Annotated in this window: 24 protein-coding genes and 1 tRNA gene; 16 read left to right on the top strand and 9 right to left on the bottom strand. The window is 67.1% G+C overall.

From position 1 onward, the window contains the following. Window positions 1–55 precede the first annotated feature (55 nt). Window positions 56–394 (bottom strand): winged helix-turn-helix transcriptional regulator, encoded by a 339-nt coding sequence (locus QO010_RS21265; RefSeq protein WP_307352567.1) that lies wholly within the window; start codon window positions 392–394, stop codon window positions 56–58. A 73-nt stretch (window positions 395–467) separates the two neighbouring features. Here QO010_RS21265 and QO010_RS21260 point away from each other — a divergent pair, with 73 nt between their 5' ends. Beyond that, window positions 468–806, top strand: a complete 339-nt coding sequence (locus QO010_RS21260) for an NIPSNAP family protein (protein ID WP_307352566.1) — start codon at window positions 468–470, stop codon at window positions 804–806. Between the two features lie 9 nt (window positions 807–815). Then, window positions 816–1,397: a hypothetical protein gene (locus QO010_RS21255; protein WP_307352565.1), complete on the top strand. Its 582-nt coding sequence runs from the start codon at window positions 816–818 to the stop codon at window positions 1,395–1,397. Window positions 1,398–1,628: 231 nt separating this feature from the next. On the opposite strand, the gene QO010_RS21250 is transcribed toward QO010_RS21255, so the two are convergent. Next, entirely contained in the window at window positions 1,629–3,446 is a 1,818-nt protein-coding gene (locus tag QO010_RS21250; protein WP_307352564.1) for a response regulator, read from the bottom strand. Window positions 3,447–3,533: 87 nt separating this feature from the next. Here QO010_RS21250 and QO010_RS21245 point away from each other — a divergent pair, with 87 nt between their 5' ends. Beyond that, window positions 3,534–5,408: a glycoside hydrolase family 5 protein gene (locus tag QO010_RS21245; protein WP_307352563.1), complete on the top strand. Its 1,875-nt coding sequence runs from the start codon at window positions 3,534–3,536 to the stop codon at window positions 5,406–5,408. A gap of 12 nt (window positions 5,409–5,420) precedes the next feature. Here QO010_RS21245 and QO010_RS21240 read toward each other — a convergent pair whose 3' ends face one another. The 3 genes from QO010_RS21240 to QO010_RS21230 all read right to left on the bottom strand — a co-directional run bounded on the left by QO010_RS21240 (window position 5,421) and on the right by QO010_RS21230 (window position 7,742). After that, on the bottom strand, window positions 5,421–6,659 hold the full coding sequence (locus tag QO010_RS21240; protein WP_370873831.1) for a molybdopterin molybdotransferase MoeA: 1,239 nt from the start codon (window positions 6,657–6,659) through the stop codon (window positions 5,421–5,423). Further along, window positions 6,631–7,446 (bottom strand): ferredoxin--NADP reductase, encoded by an 816-nt coding sequence (locus QO010_RS21235; protein WP_307352561.1) that lies wholly within the window; start codon window positions 7,444–7,446, stop codon window positions 6,631–6,633. Before QO010_RS21235 ends, QO010_RS21240 begins: the two co-directional genes overlap by 29 nt. A 134-nt stretch (window positions 7,447–7,580) precedes the next feature. Continuing rightward, window positions 7,581–7,742, bottom strand: coding sequence for a hypothetical protein (locus QO010_RS21230; protein WP_307352560.1), 162 nt, complete (start codon window positions 7,740–7,742; stop codon window positions 7,581–7,583). 136 nt (window positions 7,743–7,878) lie between these two features. On the opposite strand from QO010_RS21230, the gene QO010_RS21225 reads away from it, so the two are divergent. The 7 genes from QO010_RS21225 to rplA all read left to right on the top strand — a co-directional run bounded on the left by QO010_RS21225 (window position 7,879) and on the right by rplA (window position 12,103). Then, window positions 7,879–7,954, top strand: a tRNA-Trp gene (locus QO010_RS21225). Window positions 7,955–8,021: 67 nt separating this feature from the next. Then, on the top strand, window positions 8,022–8,333 hold the full coding sequence (secE, locus tag QO010_RS21220) for a preprotein translocase subunit SecE (RefSeq protein ID WP_307352559.1): 312 nt from the start codon (window positions 8,022–8,024) through the stop codon (window positions 8,331–8,333). 5 nt (window positions 8,334–8,338) lie between these two features. Next, a complete protein-coding gene (nusG, locus tag QO010_RS21215) occupies window positions 8,339–8,908 on the top strand; it encodes a transcription termination/antitermination protein NusG (protein ID WP_307352558.1) in 570 nt (189 codons plus the stop codon). 871 nt (window positions 8,909–9,779) lie between these two features. Continuing rightward, window positions 9,780–10,307 (top strand): XRE family transcriptional regulator, encoded by a 528-nt coding sequence (locus QO010_RS21210; protein ID WP_307352557.1) that lies wholly within the window; start codon window positions 9,780–9,782, stop codon window positions 10,305–10,307. Then, window positions 10,304–10,756, top strand: coding sequence for a DUF6941 family protein (locus QO010_RS21205; RefSeq protein ID WP_307352556.1), 453 nt, complete (start codon window positions 10,304–10,306; stop codon window positions 10,754–10,756). The genes QO010_RS21210 and QO010_RS21205 overlap by 4 nt, the downstream gene beginning before the upstream one ends. 223 nt (window positions 10,757–10,979) lie before the next feature. Beyond that, window positions 10,980–11,411 carry a 50S ribosomal protein L11 gene (gene rplK, locus QO010_RS21200; protein WP_307352555.1) on the top strand — a complete coding sequence of 144 codons (432 nt, stop codon included), beginning with the start codon at window positions 10,980–10,982 and terminating at the stop codon, window positions 11,409–11,411. A 5-nt stretch (window positions 11,412–11,416) separates the two neighbouring features. Beyond that, a complete protein-coding gene (gene rplA, locus QO010_RS21195) occupies window positions 11,417–12,103 on the top strand; it encodes a 50S ribosomal protein L1 (protein WP_307352554.1) in 687 nt (228 codons plus the stop codon). 65 nt (window positions 12,104–12,168) lie between these two features. Here the strand turns inward: rplA and QO010_RS21190 are convergent, their stop codons facing one another. Next, the gene (locus QO010_RS21190) at window positions 12,169–12,438 is read right to left on the bottom strand and encodes a hypothetical protein (RefSeq protein WP_307352553.1); all 270 of its coding nucleotides are present in this window, start codon (window positions 12,436–12,438) and stop codon (window positions 12,169–12,171) included. A gap of 228 nt (window positions 12,439–12,666) precedes the next feature. Here QO010_RS21190 and QO010_RS21185 point away from each other — a divergent pair, with 228 nt between their 5' ends. The 4 genes from QO010_RS21185 to QO010_RS21170 all read left to right on the top strand — a co-directional run bounded on the left by QO010_RS21185 (window position 12,667) and on the right by QO010_RS21170 (window position 17,496). Beyond that, complete coding sequence (locus tag QO010_RS21185) at window positions 12,667–13,440, top strand: tyrosine-protein phosphatase (protein WP_307352552.1); 774 nt, start codon at window positions 12,667–12,669, stop codon at window positions 13,438–13,440. 255 nt (window positions 13,441–13,695) lie between these two features. After that, window positions 13,696–15,192 carry an MFS transporter gene (locus QO010_RS21180; protein ID WP_307352551.1) on the top strand — a complete coding sequence of 499 codons (1,497 nt, stop codon included), beginning with the start codon at window positions 13,696–13,698 and terminating at the stop codon, window positions 15,190–15,192. Between the two features lie 40 nt (window positions 15,193–15,232). After that, window positions 15,233–16,591, top strand: coding sequence for an aminodeoxychorismate synthase, component I (gene pabB / locus QO010_RS21175; RefSeq protein ID WP_307352550.1), 1,359 nt, complete (start codon window positions 15,233–15,235; stop codon window positions 16,589–16,591). Next, entirely contained in the window at window positions 16,588–17,496 is a 909-nt protein-coding gene (locus QO010_RS21170; RefSeq protein ID WP_370873829.1) for an aminotransferase class IV, read from the top strand. The genes pabB and QO010_RS21170 overlap by 4 nt, the downstream gene beginning before the upstream one ends. Here the strand turns inward: QO010_RS21170 and QO010_RS21165 are convergent. The 3 genes from QO010_RS21165 to QO010_RS21155 are packed head-to-tail and all read right to left on the bottom strand — an operon-like array spanning window position 17,489 to window position 19,125. Beyond that, window positions 17,489–18,019 carry a TadE/TadG family type IV pilus assembly protein gene (locus QO010_RS21165; RefSeq protein ID WP_307352548.1) on the bottom strand — a complete coding sequence of 177 codons (531 nt, stop codon included), beginning with the start codon at window positions 18,017–18,019 and terminating at the stop codon, window positions 17,489–17,491. The two genes, QO010_RS21170 and QO010_RS21165, sit on opposite strands and share 8 nt — an antisense overlap. After that, window positions 18,016–18,579: a TadE/TadG family type IV pilus assembly protein gene (locus QO010_RS21160; RefSeq protein ID WP_307352547.1), complete on the bottom strand. Its 564-nt coding sequence runs from the start codon at window positions 18,577–18,579 to the stop codon at window positions 18,016–18,018. The genes QO010_RS21165 and QO010_RS21160 overlap by 4 nt, the downstream gene beginning before the upstream one ends. Before the next feature lie 36 nt (window positions 18,580–18,615). Beyond that, window positions 18,616–19,125 carry a pilus assembly protein N-terminal domain-containing protein gene (locus QO010_RS21155; RefSeq protein WP_307352546.1) on the bottom strand — a complete coding sequence of 170 codons (510 nt, stop codon included), beginning with the start codon at window positions 19,123–19,125 and terminating at the stop codon, window positions 18,616–18,618. Between the two features lie 254 nt (window positions 19,126–19,379). On the opposite strand from QO010_RS21155, the gene QO010_RS21150 reads away from it, so the two are divergent. Beyond that, on the top strand, window positions 19,380–19,544 hold the full coding sequence (locus tag QO010_RS21150; RefSeq protein ID WP_307352545.1) for a Flp family type IVb pilin: 165 nt from the start codon (window positions 19,380–19,382) through the stop codon (window positions 19,542–19,544). A gap of 270 nt (window positions 19,545–19,814) precedes the next feature. Beyond that, window positions 19,815–19,979 (top strand): Flp family type IVb pilin, encoded by a 165-nt coding sequence (locus QO010_RS21145; RefSeq protein WP_307352544.1) that lies wholly within the window; start codon window positions 19,815–19,817, stop codon window positions 19,977–19,979. The last annotated feature ends 300 nt before the right edge of the window (window positions 19,980–20,279 follow it).

Below are 20,279 nucleotides of genomic sequence, written 5' to 3'. Positions count from 1 at the left end.
ATGTTCCGCTTTTGTTCCACGTGAAACACTGCCGAGTCAAGACCGGTTCCGTCTTTCAGGCCTCGAAGCGCTCGATATGGCCCCGTCCCCAGGTCCGCACCGTCTCGACCAGCGGCAGCAGCGAGCGGCCATAGTCGGTCAAGGCGTAATAGACCGGGGCGGGGGCCGGGCCGGTCTCGTCGCGGCGGACGATATCGTCGGCCAGGAGTTCGTTCAGCTGCTGGGTCAGCACCTTGGCGGAGATGGAGGACATCTCCTGGCGCAGGCCGGCGAAGTGCCGCCGCCCGTCCGCCAGCCAGTAGATGATGATCAGCTTCCATTTGCCGCCCACCGCGGCCAGGGCGGCGGTGAGGGGACAGTCACTGATGGGATTGCGTCTGCGGATGGCGGGCATCGTTACCTGAAGGTGCCTTCTGGCGCCGCCCCGGGGCGCCGCCTAGGAGAGGCGTGCGGCCCGGGAGACGGCGATGATCGTGGAAATTCGAACATACCGGATCAAGCCCGGGTTCCGACAGCCGTTCCTGGACCTGTTCACCGCCCGCACCGGCCCGCTGCTGCGGAGCCTGGGCATGGGCGTCGTGGGTCCCTTCGTCGACCTGGAAGACGAGAACGTCTTCGTCTGGCTGCGCAGCTTCCCCAGCCTGGAGGCGCGACAGCGGCTGAAGGCGGCCTTCGACACCCACCCTGTCTGGAGCGGCGAGCTCGAACCCCAGCTGCTGCCCCTGCTGGAAGACTACCAGGTCATCCTGACCAGCCCGCCGCCGGGCTTCATCGACGCCCTGACGCCGCTTTCCATCGATTCATAGGACATGCCCATGCCTCCGCCCGCCCGACGCATCGCCCTGGCGCTTGCCGCGGCCGTCATCCTGACCGGCGCCCCGGCCCCGGCGGCGGAGCGGCCCCCGCCCGTCACCGCGCCGGCGGTCGCCGATCACAGCCATGACTTCGACTTCGAGTTCGGCGACTGGCGCGCCCATATCGCCCGGCGCCTGCGCCCGCTCACCGGATCGACCGACTGGGTCGAGTATGACGGCGATTCCATCGTCCGGCCGGTCTGGAGCGGCAAGGCCAACCTGGGCGAACTGAACGTCGAGGGCCCCGCCGGCCGCATCCAGGGGCTCAGCCTGCGGACCTATGACCCGGCCACCGGCCAGTGGTCGATCCGCTGGGCCAACGCCGCCGACGGCGACCTGGGCCAGCCGATGATCGGGGCGTTCAGCAACGGACGCGGCCTGTTCTACGACCGGGAAACCCTGGCCGGCCGGGCCATCCTGGTCCGGTTCATTTTTTCGGATGTGGGGGCCAAGTCCTTCCATCTCGAACAGGCCTTCTCCGCCGATGGCGGGGTAACCTGGGAGGTCAACTGGATCGCCGACTTCGAACGGCGGACGGTGTGAGGACGCTCTAAGCCGCCTCGACTTTCAGACGCCGAAGGCTCCAAACCACCCTTCAACCGTCATCGCCGGGCTTGTCCCGGCGACCCATAGACACCGGCAATGATGGTTGGCCGCGGGCCTGTCCGAGGGCGCCTTGACGCACCGAGTCTATGGGTGGCCGGCACTCCGGCCGGCCAGGACGGAATTTAGGTGGGAGCTTAGATCTCTGAGACCGATGAACGTCGATCAGCTCTAAGCCGCCTCGACCTCACGGGTCTCGGCCCGGTTCGCCGCCGCCCGGATCGCGCCGAACAGTTCGTCCAGGTCGATGGGCTTCCTCAGCACCCCGTCGGCGCCGGCGGCGCGGTAGCGGGCGACGTCTTCCTCGAAGACGTTGGCGGTCAGCATCCAGACCGGCGTGGCGGCCGTGAGCCCACCCCTGGCGCGGATGGCCTTCAGCGCGGTCAGGCCGTCCATCACCGGCATGTTGGCGTCCATCAGCACCAGGTCGAAGACGCCGGCGGCCATGGCCTCCAGGGCCTGGGCCCCGTCCTCGGTCAGCACCAGTTCGATCGGCAGCGGCTCCAGCAGGGCGCGCAGCACATGGCGGTTGGCGGCGTTGTCCTCGGCGGCCAGCACCCGAAGGGGCCGGCCTTCCTGCAGGTCGAGTTCGCTGTCGGCGGCGTCGGCCGTCGTCTCGGCCTGGGCGATCGGGGCCTCGAAGCTGAAGCCGAACAGGGCCCCGCCGCCGGGCGCCTCGCCAACCGAAATGGCCCCGCCCATCAGGGAGAGGTTGCCCGCGCAGATGGCCAGGCCCAGGCCCGCCCCGCCGGAGCCGCGGCCCAGGTCGGTCTGCTCATAGGCCTCGAAAATCCGCTCGCGGTCCTCGGCGGAGACGCCGGGTCCCTGGTCGGCGACACTGATGTCGAGGGCCAGGCCCGCCTCGGTTTCGCGCCCCGCCAGGGTGATGGCGATCTCGCTGTCGGCCGGGCTGAACTTGACGGCGTTGGAGACCAGGTTGACCAGGGCCTGCTCGATCTTGCCGCCGTCGGCCCGCACCACGCAGGGCTCGGGCAGGTCGGAAAGGTCCAGCACCAGCAGGATGCCGCGCTCGCTGGCCCGGGGCGTCCAGACCTTGACCAGGGTCTCAGCCATCCGCCGCACATCGAAGGGGGCGGCGGCCAGGGTCATCTTGCCGGCCTCGATCCGCGAGATGTCGAGCACGGCGTTGAGCAGGCGGGTCAGCAGGGCCCCGGCCTCATGGATGCCCTCGGTCAGATCGCGCTGGCGGCCGCTGAGCGTCTCGCGGCGCAGGGCCTCGGCCAGGCCCAGCACGGCGTTGAGCGGGGTGCGGATCTCGTGGCTGGTCACGGCCAGGAAGTCGGACTTGGCGCGGTTGGCGGCCTCGGCGGCGGCGCGGGCGGCCTGCGCCTCCGCCACCATCTCGGTCAGTTCCTGGTTCTTCTCCTCCAGCGCCATGCGCACGTCGGAGAGGGTGCGGTCGGTGGACTGCTGGCGCAGGGTGGCGGCGACCACGGCGATGACGAAGATCAGCAGGGCGCCGACCAGGCCATGTCCCGGGCCCTGGAACCGGCTGTCGATGCCGATCCACAGCATCGAGACGATCGAGGGGGCAATGGCGGCCAGGTAGTTCAGCCGGCTCATATGCACCTGCAGGGCGGTGAACATCAGCACCCCGATCAGCAGCAGGCCGGCCTCCATCCTGACCGCCCCGCTGGTGGTGTGGATGCGGACGTCCAGCGCCATCCAGCAGGCATGGATCGAGATCAGCGCCACGATCAGGCCGGTGCGCACCGTCAGGGTCTTCAGCGCCCGGGCGGCGTCCGGGTCGCGGGCCGCGACGGCCACCGCCCACATCAGCACGCCATAAAGCGAGGCGTGCAGCACCCCGAACCAGGCGACATAGGCCGGGCTGGCGACCCGGCTCAGGATGGCGACGATGCCGGCCACCATGCCGAACCGGACGATGGCCATGCCGCGATAATGGCGGATGAAGCCATCCAGCTTCATGGCTTCACGGGTGGTTCGGGGCGCGGCGGGCTGTGTCATCGCGCCGCACATCATCAGAATGAGGTGAAGATCGCCCTAAGCTTAACGGGGTGGCGGAGGCGGGCTTTTGGCGGCTAGGCTGGTGGCATGACCCAGCCCGACATCCGCGTCTCCGGACCCTATTTCCTCGACCGCCACGGCCGCCAGATGACCCTGCGCGGCGTCAATCTGGGCGGCGACTGCAAGGTGCCCTGGCCGGGCGGCGGCACCGAGAACCCCAGCGACTTCTCCGACCACCGGACCGTGTCCTTCATCGGCCGGCCCTTCCCGCTGGACGAGGCCGACGCCCATCTGGCGCGGATCAAGGGCTGGGGGTTCAACACCCTGCGGCTGCTGACCGTCTGGGAGGCGGTCGAGCACGCCGGGCCGGGTCAGTATGACGAAGCCTATCTCGACTATTTCGCCGCGGTCGTCCGCAAGGCCGGCGAGCATGGCCTGGCCGTCTTCATCGACTTCCACCAGGACGTCTGGGCGCGGATGAGCGGGGGCGATGGGGCGCCGGGCTGGACCTTCGAGGCGGTGGGGCTGGATTTTGGCCGCTTCCACGCCAGCGAGACGGCCATCGTCATGCAGAACGCCTACGACTACGGCGATCCGACGGGGCGGCAGGCCAGCTATCCGACCATGGTCTGGAGCTCCAACTACCGCCTGCCGGCCAACGGGGCGATGTGGAGCCTGTTCTGGGGCGGGCGGACCTTCACCCCGGAATTCGAGATCGATGGGGTCAATATCCAGGACCATCTGCAGGGCTGCTACCTGGGGGCCATGGACGCGGTGGCCGAGCGGGTGGCGGGCCTTTCCAACGTCATCGGCTTCGACAGCCTCAACGAGCCCGGCACAGGCTGGGTCGGCCTGCCCCTGACCCGCCGCCATCTCGAGCGCGACGCCATCAACCCGCTGCCCCCGCCGCAGGGGCCGGCCCTGTCGCCGCTGGATGGGCTGAAGATGCTCAGTGGACAGAGCGTCACCGTGCCGCTGATCGGCCGGGGCGAGGACGGCAAGGCCGCCGTGGTCGGCGAGCGGACGCTGAACGCGAAGGGTGTGCGGGCCTGGGCGGACGGTCGCGACTGCCCGTTCCAGGCGGCCGGGGTCTGGGAAAACGAGGAAGCCTTCCAGGCGGTCGACATTACCGAAGACGCCTATGCGCCCTTCTTCGCCAAGGTGGCGGCGACCTTGCGGGCCCGCAACCCGGGCTGGGCGCTGTTCGCCGAGATGGACCCCTATGCCAGCATCGTCGGCCGCACCTTCCCCAAGGCGCTGCCGGAGAACACCGTCAACGCCAGCCACTGGTACGACAGCCGCCTGCTGCATTCGAAGGACTACGACGCCTCGACCGACCCGGCGGTGACCTCGGCCCGCTACGTGCGGCAGATGAACCATTTCCGCCAGGAATCGACCGAGATGAACGGCGGCGCCCCGACCCTGATCGGCGAGTTCGGCATCCCCTACGACCTGGATCACGCCGAGGCCTACCAGGCCTGGGACCGCGGCGAGCGGGACGGCATCTGGGCCAAGCACGAGGCGGCGCTCAGCGCCATGTACGATGCGCTGGATCAGCTGCAGATCCATTCGACCCAGTGGAACTACACCGCCTCCAACGGCAACGATCTGCGGATCGGCGACCGCTGGAACCAGGAGGACCTGTCGATCTACTCCGCCGACCAGGTCGAGCAGGGCAAGGACGGGGCGCGGGCGCTGGCGGGCTTCTGCCGGCCGTATGCGCAGGCGGTGCAGGGGCGGCTGGTGGAGGTGAAGTTCGATCGGGCGACCGGGGAATTCCGGCTGACCTGGGACGCCGATCCGTCGATTGCTCAGCCTACGGAGGTTTACGTGGCGGCGGTGCAGTTTCCGCGCGGGTTTGAGCTTGAGGCGTCGGGGTGCGAGGCGAAGATCGAGGGGAACAAGGTGTTCGCGACCGCTTCGGGAGCCGGGCGAGCCGAGTTGGTGCTGCGGCGCAAATAAACCCCCGAAAAGTTAGCCCCGCTCCAGCCGCAGGATTTCCACCAACTCCCCTTCGCCCGCCGCCGGCGCATTGGCCGCACGGCGCAGCAGCGCATCGGCCTGGGCGAACACCGTGACCAGCGAACTGTCCTGGTCGGCGAAGGCGCGGACCCCCCCGGGCGTGATCCGGGCGCGGGCCCAGTGTTCGCGGGGACCATTGGCGGGGAGGGACTGGGCCAGGGCGATGAGTTCGAGGCGCGGCGCGGGATCGGCGCCCAGCATCGCCAGGACCAGGGACTTCAGGAACAGCTCGGCGCAGACGAAGGCCGAGGCGGGGTTGCCGGGCAGGCCCAGGACCCGCCGGCCCCCTCCTGGTGTTTTGGCGCCCAGGGTTCCGAACCAGGTCGGCTTGCCGGGGCGGATGTTGATGGTCTCGACCGCCAGGGTCAGGCCCAGGGTCTCCAGGGCCGGCTTGACCAGGTCGTGGTCGCCCACCGAGGCGCCGCCGACGGTGACGATCAGGTCGGCCTGAACCTCGCGCACGGCGTCGGCGATGGCGGCGATGTCGTCGCCCGTGGCGGCCAGTCGGTGCGGCTCGCCGCCCCAGCGCCGGATCATGGCGGCCAGGCCCACCCCGCCGGATTCGAAGATCTGGAAGGGGCCGGGGGTGTCGCCGGGCTGGGCCAGCTCCTCGCCGGTGGCCAGCAGGACGATGCGCGGTCGGCGCGCCACGCTGAGGGCCGCCTGGCCGGCGGCGGCGGCCAGGGAGAGGCGCCAGGGGTCGAGCTTGACGCCGGCGGCCAGCAGGGTCTCGCCGGTATGGAAATCGCCGCCGCGCGGCCGCACATGGTTGGGCTGGCCGGCGGGGCCCAGGCGCACGGTCTCGCCCTCGCGCACCGCCTCTTCCTGGATGACCACCAGGTCGGCGCCGGCCGGGATCGGAGCGCCGGTGAAGATGCGCACCGCCTCGCCGGCCTTGAGGGGCTGGACATAGCCATGGCCGGCGGCGCTCTCGCCGACGATGCGCAGGGTGGTCTCGGCGGCCAGGTCAGCGCGGCGGACGGCCCAGCCGTCCATGGCCGAGGCGTCGAAGGGCGGCTGGTCGCGATGGGCGATGACCGGCTGGGCCAGGACCCGGCCGTCGGCTTCGGCCAGGGCGATGCTCTCGGCGGGGAGGGGCGTGACGGCGGCCAGCATGCGGGCGCGCGCCTCTTCGACGGTGAGGCCCTTCAGGCGCGGCGTGCTAGCCGACAAAGGCCCGTTCCAGGACATAGGCGCCCGGATCGGCGTTGGAGCCCTCGGTCATGCCCTGGCTTTCCAGCACCGCGGCCATGTCCTTGATCATCTCCATCGAGCCGCACAGCATGGCGCGGTCGACCTCCGGATCGAACTTGACCTGGTCGAGGCCCAGATCGGCGAACAGCTTGCCGCTGGCGATCAGGTCGGTCAGCCGGCCCTGGTTGTGGAAGGGCTCGCGGGTGACGGTCGGATAATAGACCAGCTGCTTGGCGGCCTCCTCGCCGACCAGCGGGTCTTCGAAAATGTCCTGGGTGAAGAGCTCGCGATAGGCCAGCTCGTTCACTTGGCGCACGCCATGACAGACGATGACCTGCTCGAAGCGGCTGTAGGCGTCGGGGTCGCGGGCGACGCTCAGGAAGGGCGCCAGGCCCGTGCCGGTGCCGAACAGGAAGAGGCGCTTGCCGGGCTTGACGGCGTCCAACACCAGGGTGCCGGTCGGCTTCTTGCCCAGCAGCACCTTGTCGCCGACCTGGATATGCTGGAGGCGCGAGGTCAGCGGGCCGTCCTGGACCTTGATCGACAGGAACTCCAGCTCCTCGGCGAAGGCCGGGCTGGCGATGGAATAGGCGCGCAGGATGGGCTTGGTCTCACCCGGCAGCCCGATCATCACGAACTCACCCGAGCGGAAGCGGAAGCTGTCGGGCCGGGTGATGGCGAAGGAAAACAGCCGGTCGGTCCAGTGCTTCACCCACAGCACCGTCTCGACAAAGTTGTTGCCAACGTTGAGGACGGGCGCGTCGCTGGTGGCCGTGTCGGTCATCAAGTTAATCCCGAGAAGCGCGCCCACGCGCCGGTCAAGCGTCCCCAGGGACGATAGCCTAGCGACGGCTTGTCATTTGATGTTGCGGCGCAAAATGTCAACTTGCCGGCCTGCCAGGATGCCTGACAGCGGCCTTAGTTTTCGCCGGAGCCAGGATCGCTTTCGGTCTTTTGGTTGCGCGTCGAGCCCGCTGAACCGGGCGGCTCGGTCGCTGGCCGGGGCGGCTTGCCGTCCGTTCCGGGACGCAGGTTCTCGTTCTCGACTTCGCGGTTTTTCGGGCGGGGGTCGTCGGCCATGCGCTAGGCTCCTTCGGCATGGACAACGCACCGCTCTCCGCCTTGCTCCAAGCCATCGTCCCTGCTAAACGGCCCGGCTCTGGTCATGGCCATGCGCGCTGGTGGGTTCCCCTCCGGCGTTCTGGTCATTGGCTGAAGGAGTGTAGCTCAGCTGGTAGAGCGTCGGTCTCCAAAACCGAAAGTCGTGGGTTCGAGTCCCTCCACTCCTGCCACCCTATATACAGTGTCCCGGACGCGATGGTCGCGGCCGGATGCGTGAAGAAAGAGCCGACCGGTCCGATGGCCAGAAAGAAGAGCGACCTCGCCGCCATGAAGTCCCGCGCCGCGCGTAGCGCCGTGGTGGCTGGTGGGCCGGCGGCTGCCGCCCCGGCCAAGCCGGCGGCGCCCAAGAAGCCGTTCAATCCCGCCCGGTTCTTCCGCGAAGTGCAGGCCGAGGGTCGCAAGATCTCCTGGACCACGCGCCGGGAAACCTGGATCACCTCGGTGTTCGTGCTGATCATGGTGCTGGTGGCTTCGATGTTCTTCTTCGGCGTCGACCTGGTCCTGTCCTGGGCCATCAACCAGCTGCTCAAACTCGCTACTGCCGGATAATGCCGATGCCCGCCGAAGCCGCCGAAAAGCCCGTCTCCAATCCCCGCCACAAGTGGTACATCGTCCACGCCTACTCGAACTTCGAGAAGAAGGTGGCCGAGCACATCCGCGACCAGGCCAAGGCCCAGGGGCTGGAGGACTGCTTCTCGGAAATCCTGGTGCCGACCGAGGATGTCGTCGAGGTCCGCCGCGGCCGCAAGATCAACGCCGAGCGCAAGTTCTTCCCCGGCTATGTGCTGGTGAAGATGGAGCTGTCGGACGAGGCCTACCACCTGATCAAGAACACCCCCAAGGTGACCGGCTTTCTGGGTTCGGGCTCCAAGCCCATGCCGGTCAGCGAAAAGGAAGTTCAGCGCATCGTCGGCGCCATCGAGGAGGGGGTCGAGCGTCCGCGTCCGACCATCAGCTTCGAGATCGGCGAGAACGTCCGCGTCACCGACGGCCCCTTCGCCAGCTTCAACGGCTCGGTCGAGCAGGTCGACGAGGAACGGGCCCGCCTGCGCGTCACCGTCTCGATCTTCGGCCGCGCCACGCCCGTCGAACTGGAATACGCCCAGGTCGAGAAGGTCGTCTGAGCTACCGCCGCTTAGACGACGGGACCCTCGAGATTCACTACGAGCCGACCCGGGCAGAGGGCCGACGATTTTACGTCGTGGTCTGATTGCACGCGGCTGAAGAGGCGGCTGATTTTATCGCCATCGCGCGCAAAGGAATCGCCACCCTCCTACGCCTGCGCGGGGTAGGTGGCCTTCGCGGGGGTTGTAACCCCAAACCTCTAGCGCCATATTCGCAGGAAGGTCGACGTTCTGGGGGCCAACCTGGAAAGTTGAACTTAGGGTCGGAGGCGGTTGCCTTCGCCCCGACTTGGTGGAGCTAGTCGGAATCGAACCGACCGGGTGACGTTGGTAAGGCGCTGTCCCGGCGACCTGCTAGCCCCGCCGATCCAGTTGGGAGGCCCGCTTTCGTTGCCGCGAGGGCGGGCCTTCTTGTATGAGTCGGTGCCCAAATATCGCAAATTTGCGATACGACTTCAATGGCTTTCTGCTGGATTTATCGCAAAAAAGAGATACTCTTTGCCGGTCCTTTGGAGTTTCCGCTATTACGCCCCGGCGACCGGCAAGAGTGACGTGCGCGAAACTTATGAGTCGGGCAGTGCCCAACTCCGCGCCAGGTTTCGCTCTCGCATCACGGCGTTAGCGCAAATTCCTTGGCACGAATGGAATGAGGCTTTTCGGAAGTCTCTCAAGGGAACCTGCGCAGGCTTGGATGAGCTTCGGTTTAAGGCCGACAATGTTCAACAGCGCCCCCTTGGGTTTCGATCCGGCCATGCTGAGTTCACCATCTTGTATTGGGCGACAGAGAAGGGCGGTAAGTTTGTTCCTCTCTCGGCCTGTTCAACCGCCCTTAGCCGGAAGGCTGAGGTCTTAAGCGATCCGGAGCGATCAGATGCCCTTTGGCTTGCCTTGGAGTGAACAATTTATCGAGGAGCTTTCCGACAAGGAGCTTCGCGATGAATATGTCGCCGATCAGGTGCGTTCGCGCATTGCGCTCTCAATTCGTGCGCTGCGGGACCAGCGCGGCCTATCGCAAGCCGAAATGGGCTGCCTGTTGGGCAAGCCGCAAAGTGTGGTTTCTCGACTTGAGAATCCCGACTATGGCAAGGAATCTCTGCAAACGCTTCTTGAGGTCGCGGCGGCGCTCGACTTGCCCCTTCTTGTTGAATTTCCAGAATGGGATGATTGGTTCCGCCGCATTCGGGGCCTTTCTAAGTCAGAACTCCGCCGTCAAAGTTTCGACGCCGACCTGCTAATCGCTCGTGCACAAAACGCACGCGAAAGTTCCACTAACGGCAGCGTGCCTAGATTAGAAAGGGCAGTCGGAAGTGGTGCCTATTCAAGTGCTCAAAGTCAGCCTCAAGATTCTGTGGGTTCGACTGATAGCATCGATGTTACGAACTGGGCGGCCACACTATGAAAACGGTCACCTGGCCAGATGCATTTGGCTATACGATTTTCTGTGATGATATTAGAACAGAAAATAACAATAAGAACATTCTTATTGGCGTGTACAATAGCGAGATTATTTTAACCAGCCCCTTTCCAACAACATTGATGAAGTTGGTGATGGAGGTGCATTACGCGGAAAAGCCAAGCTCCAGCGAATTGCCCGTAGTGCTAAATATATACCTTCCGGGCGACCTTGAAGAAGCTCCGTCCATCGTCTCGGAGATAGGAAGCGATTTCAGGAAGATCGACCTTCCAGACGTGGATGACCCACGTTGCGGATTCATTCTTGCAATCGCCCTCTCGCCTGTGGAGTTCAAACAAGAAGGCCAAGTTAAAGTTCGGGTGACCCGTGGTGACGAAGTCATCCGCATCGGCGCGATTATGGTTCGCTCGGTCGCGGATGCTCCAGCCACCTGACCGGGCACTCGCTCGATCCGGCTAGAGTATATTTGCCGGTCGGACAGCGCCGCTGACCCGGCTGTTTGCGATTCCACTAGCACCCTGCTAAAGGAGCGCCCCCGCACCTAATCCGTGCGGCGTTCGCCGTTTGGGGAACGAAATCCGTGGGAGGCGCGCCAACGCCGCACCACGGCTCATCAACCGAGGGCGGTACGAACCCCGCTCTCCAGAGAGGACAGCTATGGCCAAGAAGATCCTAGGCTACATCAAGCTTCAGGTCGCCGCCGGCTCCGCCACGCCTTCGCCGCCCATCGGGCCGGCTCTGGGCCAGCGCGGCGTCAACATCATGGGCTTCTGCAAGGAGTTCAACGCGCGGACCGAGAAGGAAGTGAAGGGCACGCCCCTGCCGACGGTGATCACCGTCTATCAGGACAAGAGCTTCACCTTCGTCACCAAGACCCCGCCGGCGACCCACTACCTCAAGCAGGCGGCCGGCATTAAGTCGGGCTCGGCCAAGACCGGCCGTGAGACCTCGGGCGAGGTCACCCGCACCCAGCTGCGCGAGATCGCCGAGAAGAAGATGAAGGACCTGAACGCCAACGACCTCGAGTCGGCGGCCCGTATCATCGAAGGCTCGGCTCGCGCCATGGGCCTGCGCGTCGTGGAGGCCTGATCCCTATGAGCAAGCAAGCCAAGCGCGTCAAAGCCTGGACCGGCGACCGTGACGCCGTCCACACCGCCGACGCCGCCATCAAGCTGGTGAAGGCCAACGCCACCGCCAAGTTCGACGAGTCCATCGAGATCGCCATCAACCTGGGCGTCGATCCCCGTCACGCCGACCAGCAGGTCCGGGGTGTCGTGGCTCTGCCGTCCGGCACCGGCCGCGACGTCCGCGTCGCCGTCATCGCCAAGGACGCCAAGGCTGACGAAGCCCGCGCCGCCGGCGCTGAAGTGGTCGGCGCCGAAGACCTGGTCGAGCGCATCCAGGGCGGCTTCATGGAATTCGACCGGGTCATCGCGACCCCCGACATGATGGCCCTGGTCGGCCGTCTGGGTAAGGTGCTGGGCCCGCGCGGCCTGATGCCCAACCCGCGTGTCGGCACCGTGACGCCCAACGTCGGCCAGGCCGTCAAGGACGCCAAGGGCGGCTCCATCGAGTTCCGCGTCGAGAAGAATGGCATCATCCATGCCGGCATCGGCAAGGCCAGCTTCACCGACGAGGCCCTGCTGGCCAACGTCAAGGCCATGGTCGACGCCCTGAACCGGGCCAAGCCGGCCGGCGCCAAGGGCACCTACATGAAGCGTATCTCGGTCTCCTCGACCATGGGCCCGGGCTTCAAGGTCGACACCGCCAGCGTCGCCTAGTTTCAGGCGCCAGCGTTTTAGAGTTGCGACGGGCGGCCCTTGGGGCCGCCCGTTTGCGTTTGGGCTCAGGGCAGCGGCGCGAAGGCCTCTTCGGTCCGCCAGATCCTCGCCTTGCTGAGCGCCGAGGGGGCTACCGCCTTCCAGTATTCGGCGTCCTCGCAGCGGTCGCGGCCGGCGCGTTCGGCGGCGCGCAGCCGGCGGGCGGCGGCGATGGTCAGGAGGCGCGCGTGTTCGCCCCGGGGCGTTGGCTGGGGCAGGGGGCGGAAGGCGCGCAGGCGGCGGGCGTCGGCGGCCTGCCAGACGATGGCTTCCAATTTCTCGGTCGACAAAAGCATGGGGATACTCGCTCTCCCGCGCCGGCGGCTTCTGCGTCGGTCCGGGCCTCGAGTGGGATCGGCTTCGCGATCACCGGGAATAATTCGCCTGGGGAGCGAACGGTTCCGATATGGGGATAAATTGTGGAGGAATAAGGGCTTGGTTGGTTAACTCGCTGAAATCTCTTGCCCTAGGGGCAGGGTCAGAGCCGTCTCGCCTTTGTCGCGAGGCTCGGCTAATGAGCCGCCATGACCCGCAAGATTCCCTTCGAAGCCATCGAGAACTTCCGCGATTTCGGCGACTACGCCGCCGGCCAGAAGCGCATCAGGAAGCGGCTGCTGTTCCGTTCCGCCCACCAGGCCGAGGCCAGCGAGGCCGATCTGGCGGCCATGCGCGAGCTGGGGATCAGGCTGATCCTCGACCTGCGCCGGCCCGGCGAGCGCGAACGGATGCCCAGCCGCCGCTATGCCGGTTTCGACGGCCAGGTGATCGAGAACCATGAGGGGACCGACGGCGACGATCCCTGGCATGTCTTCCTCAAGGACTCGGACCTCTCGGTCCAGGCCATGCAGGACTATCTGCGGGTCTATTACGACAACGCCCCGCATGAGCCGCGCCACATCGACCTGTTCAGCCGCTGGTTCGAGACCCTGGCCACGGGACCCGGTCCGGCCCTGGTCCACTGCGCGGCGGGCAAGGATCGCACCGGCATCGTTTGCGCCCTGACCCACCACATCGCCGGCGTGCACCCCGACGAGATCGTCGAGGACTACCTGCTGACCAACGACCCCGAACGCTTCGCCCGCCGGGGCCCGGGGTTCGCCGACCACGTCCAGGAACTGACCGGCCGGCGGCCGACCGAGGCGGCGATGATCGCCGCCATGGGGGTCGAGGCGGAGTACCTGCACAAGGCCTTCGAGGCCATGAAGGCGCGGCACGGCTCGATCGACGGCTATCTGGAACAGGTGCTGGGCGTCGACGCCAAAAGGCGGGCGGCGATCGAGGCCCATATCCTGGCGTAAGGCCTAAAACCCCTTTTCTCCGCTCATCCCCGCGAAAGCGGGGACCCAGGTGTTTTTCGTTGCAGCCTTGCAGCCGCCCAGACCCGTCAGAACCGCCCTCAACAGCAAAAAAGCCTGGGTCCCCGCTTTCGCGGGGATGAGCGGAATTATGTGTGACCTTGGCAAAGCCAAACGCTCGTTTGACACCCACCGCCAGCATCGGCAGGGTGACGGCGGGGACGACGGGCTGCAACGACGGCTCACCGGAGGATGGTTTTGAATCAGCAAGCGAGTGCGCCCGAGGTCGCCGGGGCGATGGGTGGGCCTTTGCCCGGCAGTCTTGAACCCAATGCCGAAGCCGGCGCGGACGCCGCCGCCCTCGCCGACCTCAAGCCGGTAAGGCTCAGCAAGGGCGCCCTCAGCTGGTCCCTCTATGAGGGCGGGCGCGATCCTTACGTGATCCTGGTCAGCATCTATATTTTCGCCCCCTATTTCTCGAGCGTGATGGTCGGCGATCCGGTCAAGGGCCAGGCGCTGGTGGCCACCATCACCACCACCTACAGCCTGTTCGTCGCCTTCACCGCCCCGTTCCTGGGGGCCTCGATCGACAAGTTCGGCGGGCGCAAGCCGCTGCTGATGCTGATCACCGGCCTGATGGTCCCGATCATCGGCGCCCTGTGGTTCGCCAAGCCGGACGGCAGCGGCCTGTCGATCCTGACCGTCTCGATCATGCTGGGCGTGATCGGCGCCCTCTTCGCCTATGGGGAAGTGCTGCACAATTCCCTGCTGACCCGGGCGGCGAGCCATCGGGAGGCGCCCTACGCCTCGGGCCTGGCCCTCTCGCTCGGAAATTTCTTCTCGGTGCTGGTGCTGACCTTCGTGCTGGTGGCCTTCGCCCTGCCGGGCACGGTCGACTGGGGCTTCGTGCCCAAGGAGCCGCTGTTTGGCCTCAGCAAGGCGCTCAACGAACCCGATCGTATCGTCGGCCCTATCGCCGCCGGCCTGCTGCTGTTCGGCGCGATCCCGCTGTTCCTGTTCACCCCCGACGCGCCGCACACCGGCGTGAAGCTGGGGGAGGGCCTCAAACAGGGCGCCATCAACCTCTGGGTCACGCTCAAGAGCCTGCGCGGCGAGAAGGACGTGGCCGTCTATCTGGGCTCGCGCATGCTGTTCACCGACGGCATGACCTCGCTGCTGGCCTTCGGCGGCGTCTATGCGGCCGGGGTCATGCGCTGGGGCGTGCTGGAGCTGACCGCCTATGGGGTGCTGCTCAGCATCTTCGCCGTCGCCGGCGGCTTCATCGGCGGCTGGATGGACTCGGTCTTCGGCCCTAAGCGCGCCGTGCAGGTGGCGGTCGGCGCCTCGATCGTCTGCCTGATCGGCCAGCTCAGCATGGGCCGCGAGAAGATCTTCTTCCTCTTCCCCTATGACCCGGCCCAGCACGCGCCGATCTGGAACGGCCCGATGTTCCGCACCCTGCCGGAAGCCCTCTACCTGCTGGTCGGGTTCGGCACGGCGATCTTCGTCACCGCCCACTATGCTTCCAGCCGCACCCTGCTGACCCGGCTGGTGGCGCCCGAGCGGGTGGCCTCCTTCTTCGGCCTCTACGCCCTCTCCGGCACGGTGACGGTGTGGATCGGCTCGCTGCTGGTGGGCATCGCCACCAACACCTTCAAGACCCAGCAGGCCGGCTTCCTGCCCATCGCCTTGCTGCTGATCCTGGGGTTCATTGGCATGCTGTTCGTCAAGGGCGGGCTCAAACAAGACCGCTGAGCCTCTTGCCCCCGCCGCGCGGCTGAGCCATCAGCCGCCCATGCGCTGCGTGGCGATCATCGAACGCCCCTGGCGGGCTCCGGACGAGGTCCTGGCGGCCTTTGCCGAGGAGCCCTGGGCCTGCGCCTTCCTGTCGGGGGGCGGCAGCGCGCGGGCGCGCTGGTCGTATCTGCTGCGGCAGCCGGTCCAGACCCTGGCCCTGGCCGGCGACGACCCCGCCGACGCCTTCGAGGCGCTGGAGGCGCTGCTGGGCGAGCCGCTGCCGGCGGGGGATGGTCCGCCGTTCCAGGGCGGCCCTCCTTTTCAGGGCGGATTGGCGGGGCTGGCCTGCTACGAGCTGGGCGACCGGGTCGAGCCCCTGGCCCTGGCGCGCCGGGGCCAGTGGCCGGACCTGGCGGTGGGGCTGTATCCGGCGCTGCTGGCCTTCGACCACGAGCAGGGCCGGGTGCTGGCCATCGGCCGGGGCGGCGATGCGGGCGAGGCCCGGGCGCGGGCCGAAGACGCCGCCGGCTGGCTGGACCTGGCGGCGCCCACCCGCCGGGAGGGACCGCTGGCCGTTTCGTTCGAGGCGCCGCTGCCGGCCCAGGCCTATGAAGAGGCCGTGGCCGAGGTGGTCGGGCGGATCGAGGCCGGCGAGATCTTCCAGGCCAACATCGCCCGCATCTGGCATGGCCGGCTGGCGCAGGGCGCGGCGCCCGTTGACCTGCTGCGGCGGCTGACCGGCGACAGCCCCGCGCCCTTCGCCGCCTATCTGCGGCTGGAAGACCGGGCGGTGGTCTCCAATTCCCCCGAGCGCTTCGTCACCGTGGCGGGCGGGGCCGCGCCGGTCGTCGAGACCCGGCCGATCAAAGGAACCCGGCCGCGCGGTCGCGACGCCGCCGAGGATACGGCCCTGGCCGCCGAGTTGCTGGCCAGCGACAAGGACCGGGCCGAGAACCTAATGATCGTCGATCTGATGCGCAACGACCTGGCCCGGGTCTGCCCGGCCGGCAGCGTGGCGGTCCCCGAGCTGTTCAAGGTCGAGAGTTTCGCCAACGTCCATCACCTGGTCTCGACGGTGACCGGCCGCCTGGCCCCGGGCCTGACCGCCGCCGACCTGTTGCGGGCCGCCTTCCCGCCGGGCTCGGTGACCGGGGCCCCCAAGGTGCAGGCCATGAAGGTCATCGCGGGCCTGGAGCCGCCGCGCGGGCCCTATTGCGGGGCGATGTTCTGGGCGGGCTTCGACGGCGGCTTCGATTCCAACGTGCTGATCCGCACCGTGGCCCTGACGCAGCAGGGGGACGGCTGGCGGTTCGAGGCCCGGGCCGGCGCCGGCATCGTCGCCGACAGCGACCCGCATGCCGAGCGGCTGGAGACCGAGGCCAAGATCGCGGCGCTCAAGCGGGCGTTGACGTCGTGATCCCGTACGACGATCGCGGGCTGACCCTGGGGGATGGGTTGTTCGAGACGATGCTGGTCCGCGACGGCGAACTGGTGCTGTTCGATGAGCACCTGAAGCGGATGGTCGCGGGCTGCCGGGTGCTGGGATTGCCGGCGTCGGACGCGGCGGAGGCGCGCCGGGTATGCGAGGACGCCCTTCATTTTCCTTCTCCCCTTGCGGGAGAAGGTGGCCTCCGAAGGAGGTCGGATGAGGGGTCCCATCCACCTGTCGGACTAGCGTTAAGGTCCGCAGCGTCAGATCGCCGTGCGACCCCTCATCCGTCAGCTTCGCTGACACCTTCTCCCGCAAGGGGAGAAGGAAGGCGCTTCGCTGTCCGCCTGACCCTGACGGCCGGCTCCGGAGGCCGGGGGCTTGATCGTCCCGCCCTGCCCGAAGCCCGCCTGTTCGCCACCGCCGCGCCCGCCCCCAGGTCGGAAGGCCCGGTCACCCTGACCACGGTCTCCATCCGCCGCAACGAAGGCTCGCCCACCTCCCGGCTGAAGACCCTCTCCTACCTCGACCCAATCCTGGCCCGGCGCGAGGCCGGCGCCGGCGAAGCGCTGATGCTCAACAATCGCGGCGAGATCGCCTGCGCGGCGGCCGCCAACCTCTTCTGGCTGACGGACGGTGTGCTGCGCACCCCGGCCCTGGCCTGCGGGGTGCTGGAGGGGATCATGCGCGGCCAGGCCATCGCCGCCGCCCGGGCCCTGGGCATGCCGGTCCAGGAGGTCGCCGCCCCGCGCGCGGCCCTGGACGGCGCCCAGGCGATCTTCCTGACCAACAGCCTGATCGGGCTTCGCCGCGTGGAGAGCCTGGATGGAATTGCCCTGGGCGACGCGCCGCAGGTTTCGGCCCTGGCGCAGGCGCTGAGCGCCGTCAGCTAGACTTGGTCACCTGGTCCGACTTGCGGGGCCGCAGGTAGAACTTCTTGGTGAAGGTGATCGAGCCGGGAATGAACTGGTCGACCGGCGAGTCGTAGACATAGGTCACTTCCGACATGATCACGCTCTGGCCGGCCGTCACCAGGCCGGTGGGCAGGGTGACCGTCGCGCCGTTGGTCAGGGCGGTCAGGCCCGAGCCCTTGGACCAGTCGACCTTGGGCGTGCCGCTGGAATTGGCGGTGACGCTGGTCAGCCGCATCTTCAGGGTGCTGGTCGGGAAGGGGCTCATGATGGTGGTGCCGATGGTGAAGATATCGGTCAGGGTCGAGTCCGAGATCTGGGTCGACTGGGCCACCAGATCGCCCATCGAGGCGGCCACGTGGCTGGCTCGGCGTTCGGCCATCATCGCCTGGGTGAACTCGGCCAGGCCGAAATAGAAGGCGATCAGCGCCGGGGCGATCAGGGCGAATTCCACGGCCGAGACGCCGCGGTGGTCGCGCCGCAGACGGGCGAACAAACCGATCATGACGTATAGGGCTCGTTTCTGAAGGTGGCCGTCGAGGTGATCAGCCGCTTGTTGCCCGACAGATTGACCAGGCCGGCGTTGAGCAGCGGGGTGAAGATCTGCCACTGATAGAAGGTGCGGACCAGGACGATGTCCTCGGGGCCGCCGGTGTTGAAGGCCTGCTTGGCCGGGTCGACCGCGCCGTTGGTCAGCACGCTGGTCGAGCTGACCGAGCTGAAGGTCGAATAGACCCGGACGTCGACGCTCAGATTGCTGCTGCAGTCGCTGCCCAGCCAGCTCATCTGGGCGCAGACGGCGGTCTTGAAGGTCGAGGCCGAGCCGCCGGCCTGCTGCAGTTCGCCGGTGCGGATCTGGCGGGCGGCGATCTCGGTGGCGTTTTCCAGCGTGGTGCCGACCAGGAACACCATGCCCAGCTCGACCACCGCGAACAGCAGGGTCAGGAAGGGCAGGGCGACGAAGGCGAATTCCACGGCCGTCGCGCCACGCTCGCCACGAATGAAGCGGGCCAGAAGGCGTTTCGCCGGAAGGCGCTTCGTACGGGCGTGGTTGTCGCGGGCCATGAGCGCGACTCTAGCCTGCCGACCTTAAGCGGCGGTTTATTCGCTGCGCTTGGGGGCCGCGCTGGCCGAAGCCTGGCTGTCGGAGGCCTGGCCGGCGGCCGCGGCGTTGCGGGCGCGGTCGGCATAGGTGGCGGCCGGGGCGGCCCAGGGGCCATAGGCGGTGTCGGTCTCGCCCGGCAGCGGCTGGCGCTGGCAGCGGGGCGAGCAGGCATAGTTGTAGACGCTGGCGCCGCGATAGAAGCTGACCTGGTCGCCGTCCGGCCCCGAGACGACGATCTGGCGGTCGACGATGGTGCGGCCGGCCCGGTCGACGACGATCAGGTTGGTGACGCCATAGCCCTTGCCGGTGATGATCAGGCTGCGGCCGTCGATCACCGTGACGTCGGCCACCGCCGGGTTGCCGATGATGACGTCGCGGGCGGGAGAGGCCAGCATCAGCCGGGCGGCCTGGTCGATACGGACCTGCAGGCTCTCGGCCAGGGCCGGCTGGGCCAGGGTCGAGGCCAGGGCGAATGACAGGGCGAGAACGAGGGGCAGGCGGCGCATGGCGAAAGTCCTGATCGGGGCGTTGCGCACAGACTCGGCCTGAATGGTCAACAAAGCTTGAAGGCGACCGGTGTTCGGCAGGGGTCCGGTAGACAAAGTAAATACGCTGTTTACTGTGGAAAACTGAGATTTCAATCTCGGTTTTTACTTGGCGTTAATTTGACGCACGACAATCTGTCCCTGCATCAACCCTGGGGAGGGCAGTCGGGCGCTCGTGTCCGATGCCGCCGCATCGACACAGAGGAATTCGCAGAATGTCGACTTTCGTCTCGCGCTTCATGAAGGATGAGTCCGGCGCCACGGCCATCGAATATGGCCTGATCGTCGCGCTGATCGCGGTGGTCATCATCACCGCCGTCACCACCCTGGGCACCAAGCTCAACACCGGCTTCGAAACGGTGAACTCCAAGCTTCCCTAGGATCTGGGATTTCCATCCGCCTTCCTGCGGGAAGGCTCCCGGCAGGGCCGCGGCGCAAGCCGCGGCCCTTTCGCTTTTGCCCCCCTCTTTATAGACTCCTGGACAGCGCCGGCCGCGCAAGGTTTCATTTACTCAAAATAATTTGCGATTCATCTTCGCTTTACTGCGTTTTAAGAGCCATCGATGCATGGTCTCAGGGTGATCTACGACTTCCACCTGACCGCCAGGCCCCAGCGCCCCGGCCGTCGCGCAGACCCCAAGGAGACGACCATGAGCAAGTTCGTTACCCGCTTCGTGAAGGATGAGTCCGGCGCCACGGCCATTGAATACGGCCTGATCGTCGCCCTGATCGCCGTGGTGATCATCACCGCCGTGACCACCCTGGGCACCAAGCTCAACACCGCCTTCACCACCATCAACAGCAAGCTGCCGTAAGACACAGCTCGACTGTCGAAACCGGAAGGGCCGCGGCGCAAGCCGCGGCCCTTTCTCTTTGTAATCCTTCCCAGAGGGGCCATCGCCTGTGGAGGCGAGGCTGTGTCGCTCCCCTTCAAATCCTCACCCGGAGGGGGAGGGGGACCGCGCCGAAGGCGTGGTGGAGGGGGTTGAAGCTACAATCACGTCTGCTTGTAAGGACGCGGCTGATCGGCCGCGCTCTATCCTGACGCCTGGATGCAGCGTCTGACCCCCTCCACCATGCTCCGCATGGTCCCCCTCCCCCTCCGGGGGAGGATT

Source organism: Caulobacter ginsengisoli, from assembly GCF_030814835.1.
Lineage (GTDB): Bacteria > Pseudomonadota > Alphaproteobacteria > Caulobacterales > Caulobacteraceae > Caulobacter > Caulobacter ginsengisoli.
Note: the sequence above shows the minus strand (reverse complement) of the source record. Positions and strands in the feature narration are given on the sequence as shown.

Coding starts and splice junctions, on each gene's coding strand:
- QO010_RS21265 (WP_307352567.1), bottom strand. CDS start 394: ATGCCCGCCATCCGCAGACGCAATCCCATCAGTGACTGTCCCCTCACC.
- QO010_RS21260 (WP_307352566.1), top strand. CDS start 468: ATGATCGTGGAAATTCGAACATACCGGATCAAGCCCGGGTTCCGACAG.
- QO010_RS21255 (WP_307352565.1), top strand. CDS start 816: ATGCCTCCGCCCGCCCGACGCATCGCCCTGGCGCTTGCCGCGGCCGTC.
- QO010_RS21250 (WP_307352564.1), bottom strand. CDS start 3,446: ATGACACAGCCCGCCGCGCCCCGAACCACCCGTGAAGCCATGAAGCTG.
- QO010_RS21245 (WP_307352563.1), top strand. CDS start 3,534: ATGACCCAGCCCGACATCCGCGTCTCCGGACCCTATTTCCTCGACCGC.
- QO010_RS21240 (WP_370873831.1), bottom strand. CDS start 6,659: ATGTCCTGGAACGGGCCTTTGTCGGCTAGCACGCCGCGCCTGAAGGGC.
- QO010_RS21235 (WP_307352561.1), bottom strand. CDS start 7,446: ATGACCGACACGGCCACCAGCGACGCGCCCGTCCTCAACGTTGGCAAC.
- QO010_RS21230 (WP_307352560.1), bottom strand. CDS start 7,742: ATGGCCGACGACCCCCGCCCGAAAAACCGCGAAGTCGAGAACGAGAAC.
- secE (WP_307352559.1), top strand. CDS start 8,022: ATGGCCAGAAAGAAGAGCGACCTCGCCGCCATGAAGTCCCGCGCCGCG.
- nusG (WP_307352558.1), top strand. CDS start 8,339: ATGCCCGCCGAAGCCGCCGAAAAGCCCGTCTCCAATCCCCGCCACAAG.
- QO010_RS21210 (WP_307352557.1), top strand. CDS start 9,780: ATGCCCTTTGGCTTGCCTTGGAGTGAACAATTTATCGAGGAGCTTTCC.
- QO010_RS21205 (WP_307352556.1), top strand. CDS start 10,304: ATGAAAACGGTCACCTGGCCAGATGCATTTGGCTATACGATTTTCTGT.
- rplK (WP_307352555.1), top strand. CDS start 10,980: ATGGCCAAGAAGATCCTAGGCTACATCAAGCTTCAGGTCGCCGCCGGC.
- rplA (WP_307352554.1), top strand. CDS start 11,417: ATGAGCAAGCAAGCCAAGCGCGTCAAAGCCTGGACCGGCGACCGTGAC.
- QO010_RS21190 (WP_307352553.1), bottom strand. CDS start 12,438: ATGCTTTTGTCGACCGAGAAATTGGAAGCCATCGTCTGGCAGGCCGCC.
- QO010_RS21185 (WP_307352552.1), top strand. CDS start 12,667: ATGACCCGCAAGATTCCCTTCGAAGCCATCGAGAACTTCCGCGATTTC.
- pabB (WP_307352550.1), top strand. CDS start 15,233: ATGCGCTGCGTGGCGATCATCGAACGCCCCTGGCGGGCTCCGGACGAG.
- QO010_RS21165 (WP_307352548.1), bottom strand. CDS start 18,019: ATGATCGGTTTGTTCGCCCGTCTGCGGCGCGACCACCGCGGCGTCTCG.
- QO010_RS21160 (WP_307352547.1), bottom strand. CDS start 18,579: ATGGCCCGCGACAACCACGCCCGTACGAAGCGCCTTCCGGCGAAACGC.
- QO010_RS21155 (WP_307352546.1), bottom strand. CDS start 19,125: ATGCGCCGCCTGCCCCTCGTTCTCGCCCTGTCATTCGCCCTGGCCTCG.
- QO010_RS21150 (WP_307352545.1), top strand. CDS start 19,380: ATGTCGACTTTCGTCTCGCGCTTCATGAAGGATGAGTCCGGCGCCACG.
- QO010_RS21145 (WP_307352544.1), top strand. CDS start 19,815: ATGAGCAAGTTCGTTACCCGCTTCGTGAAGGATGAGTCCGGCGCCACG.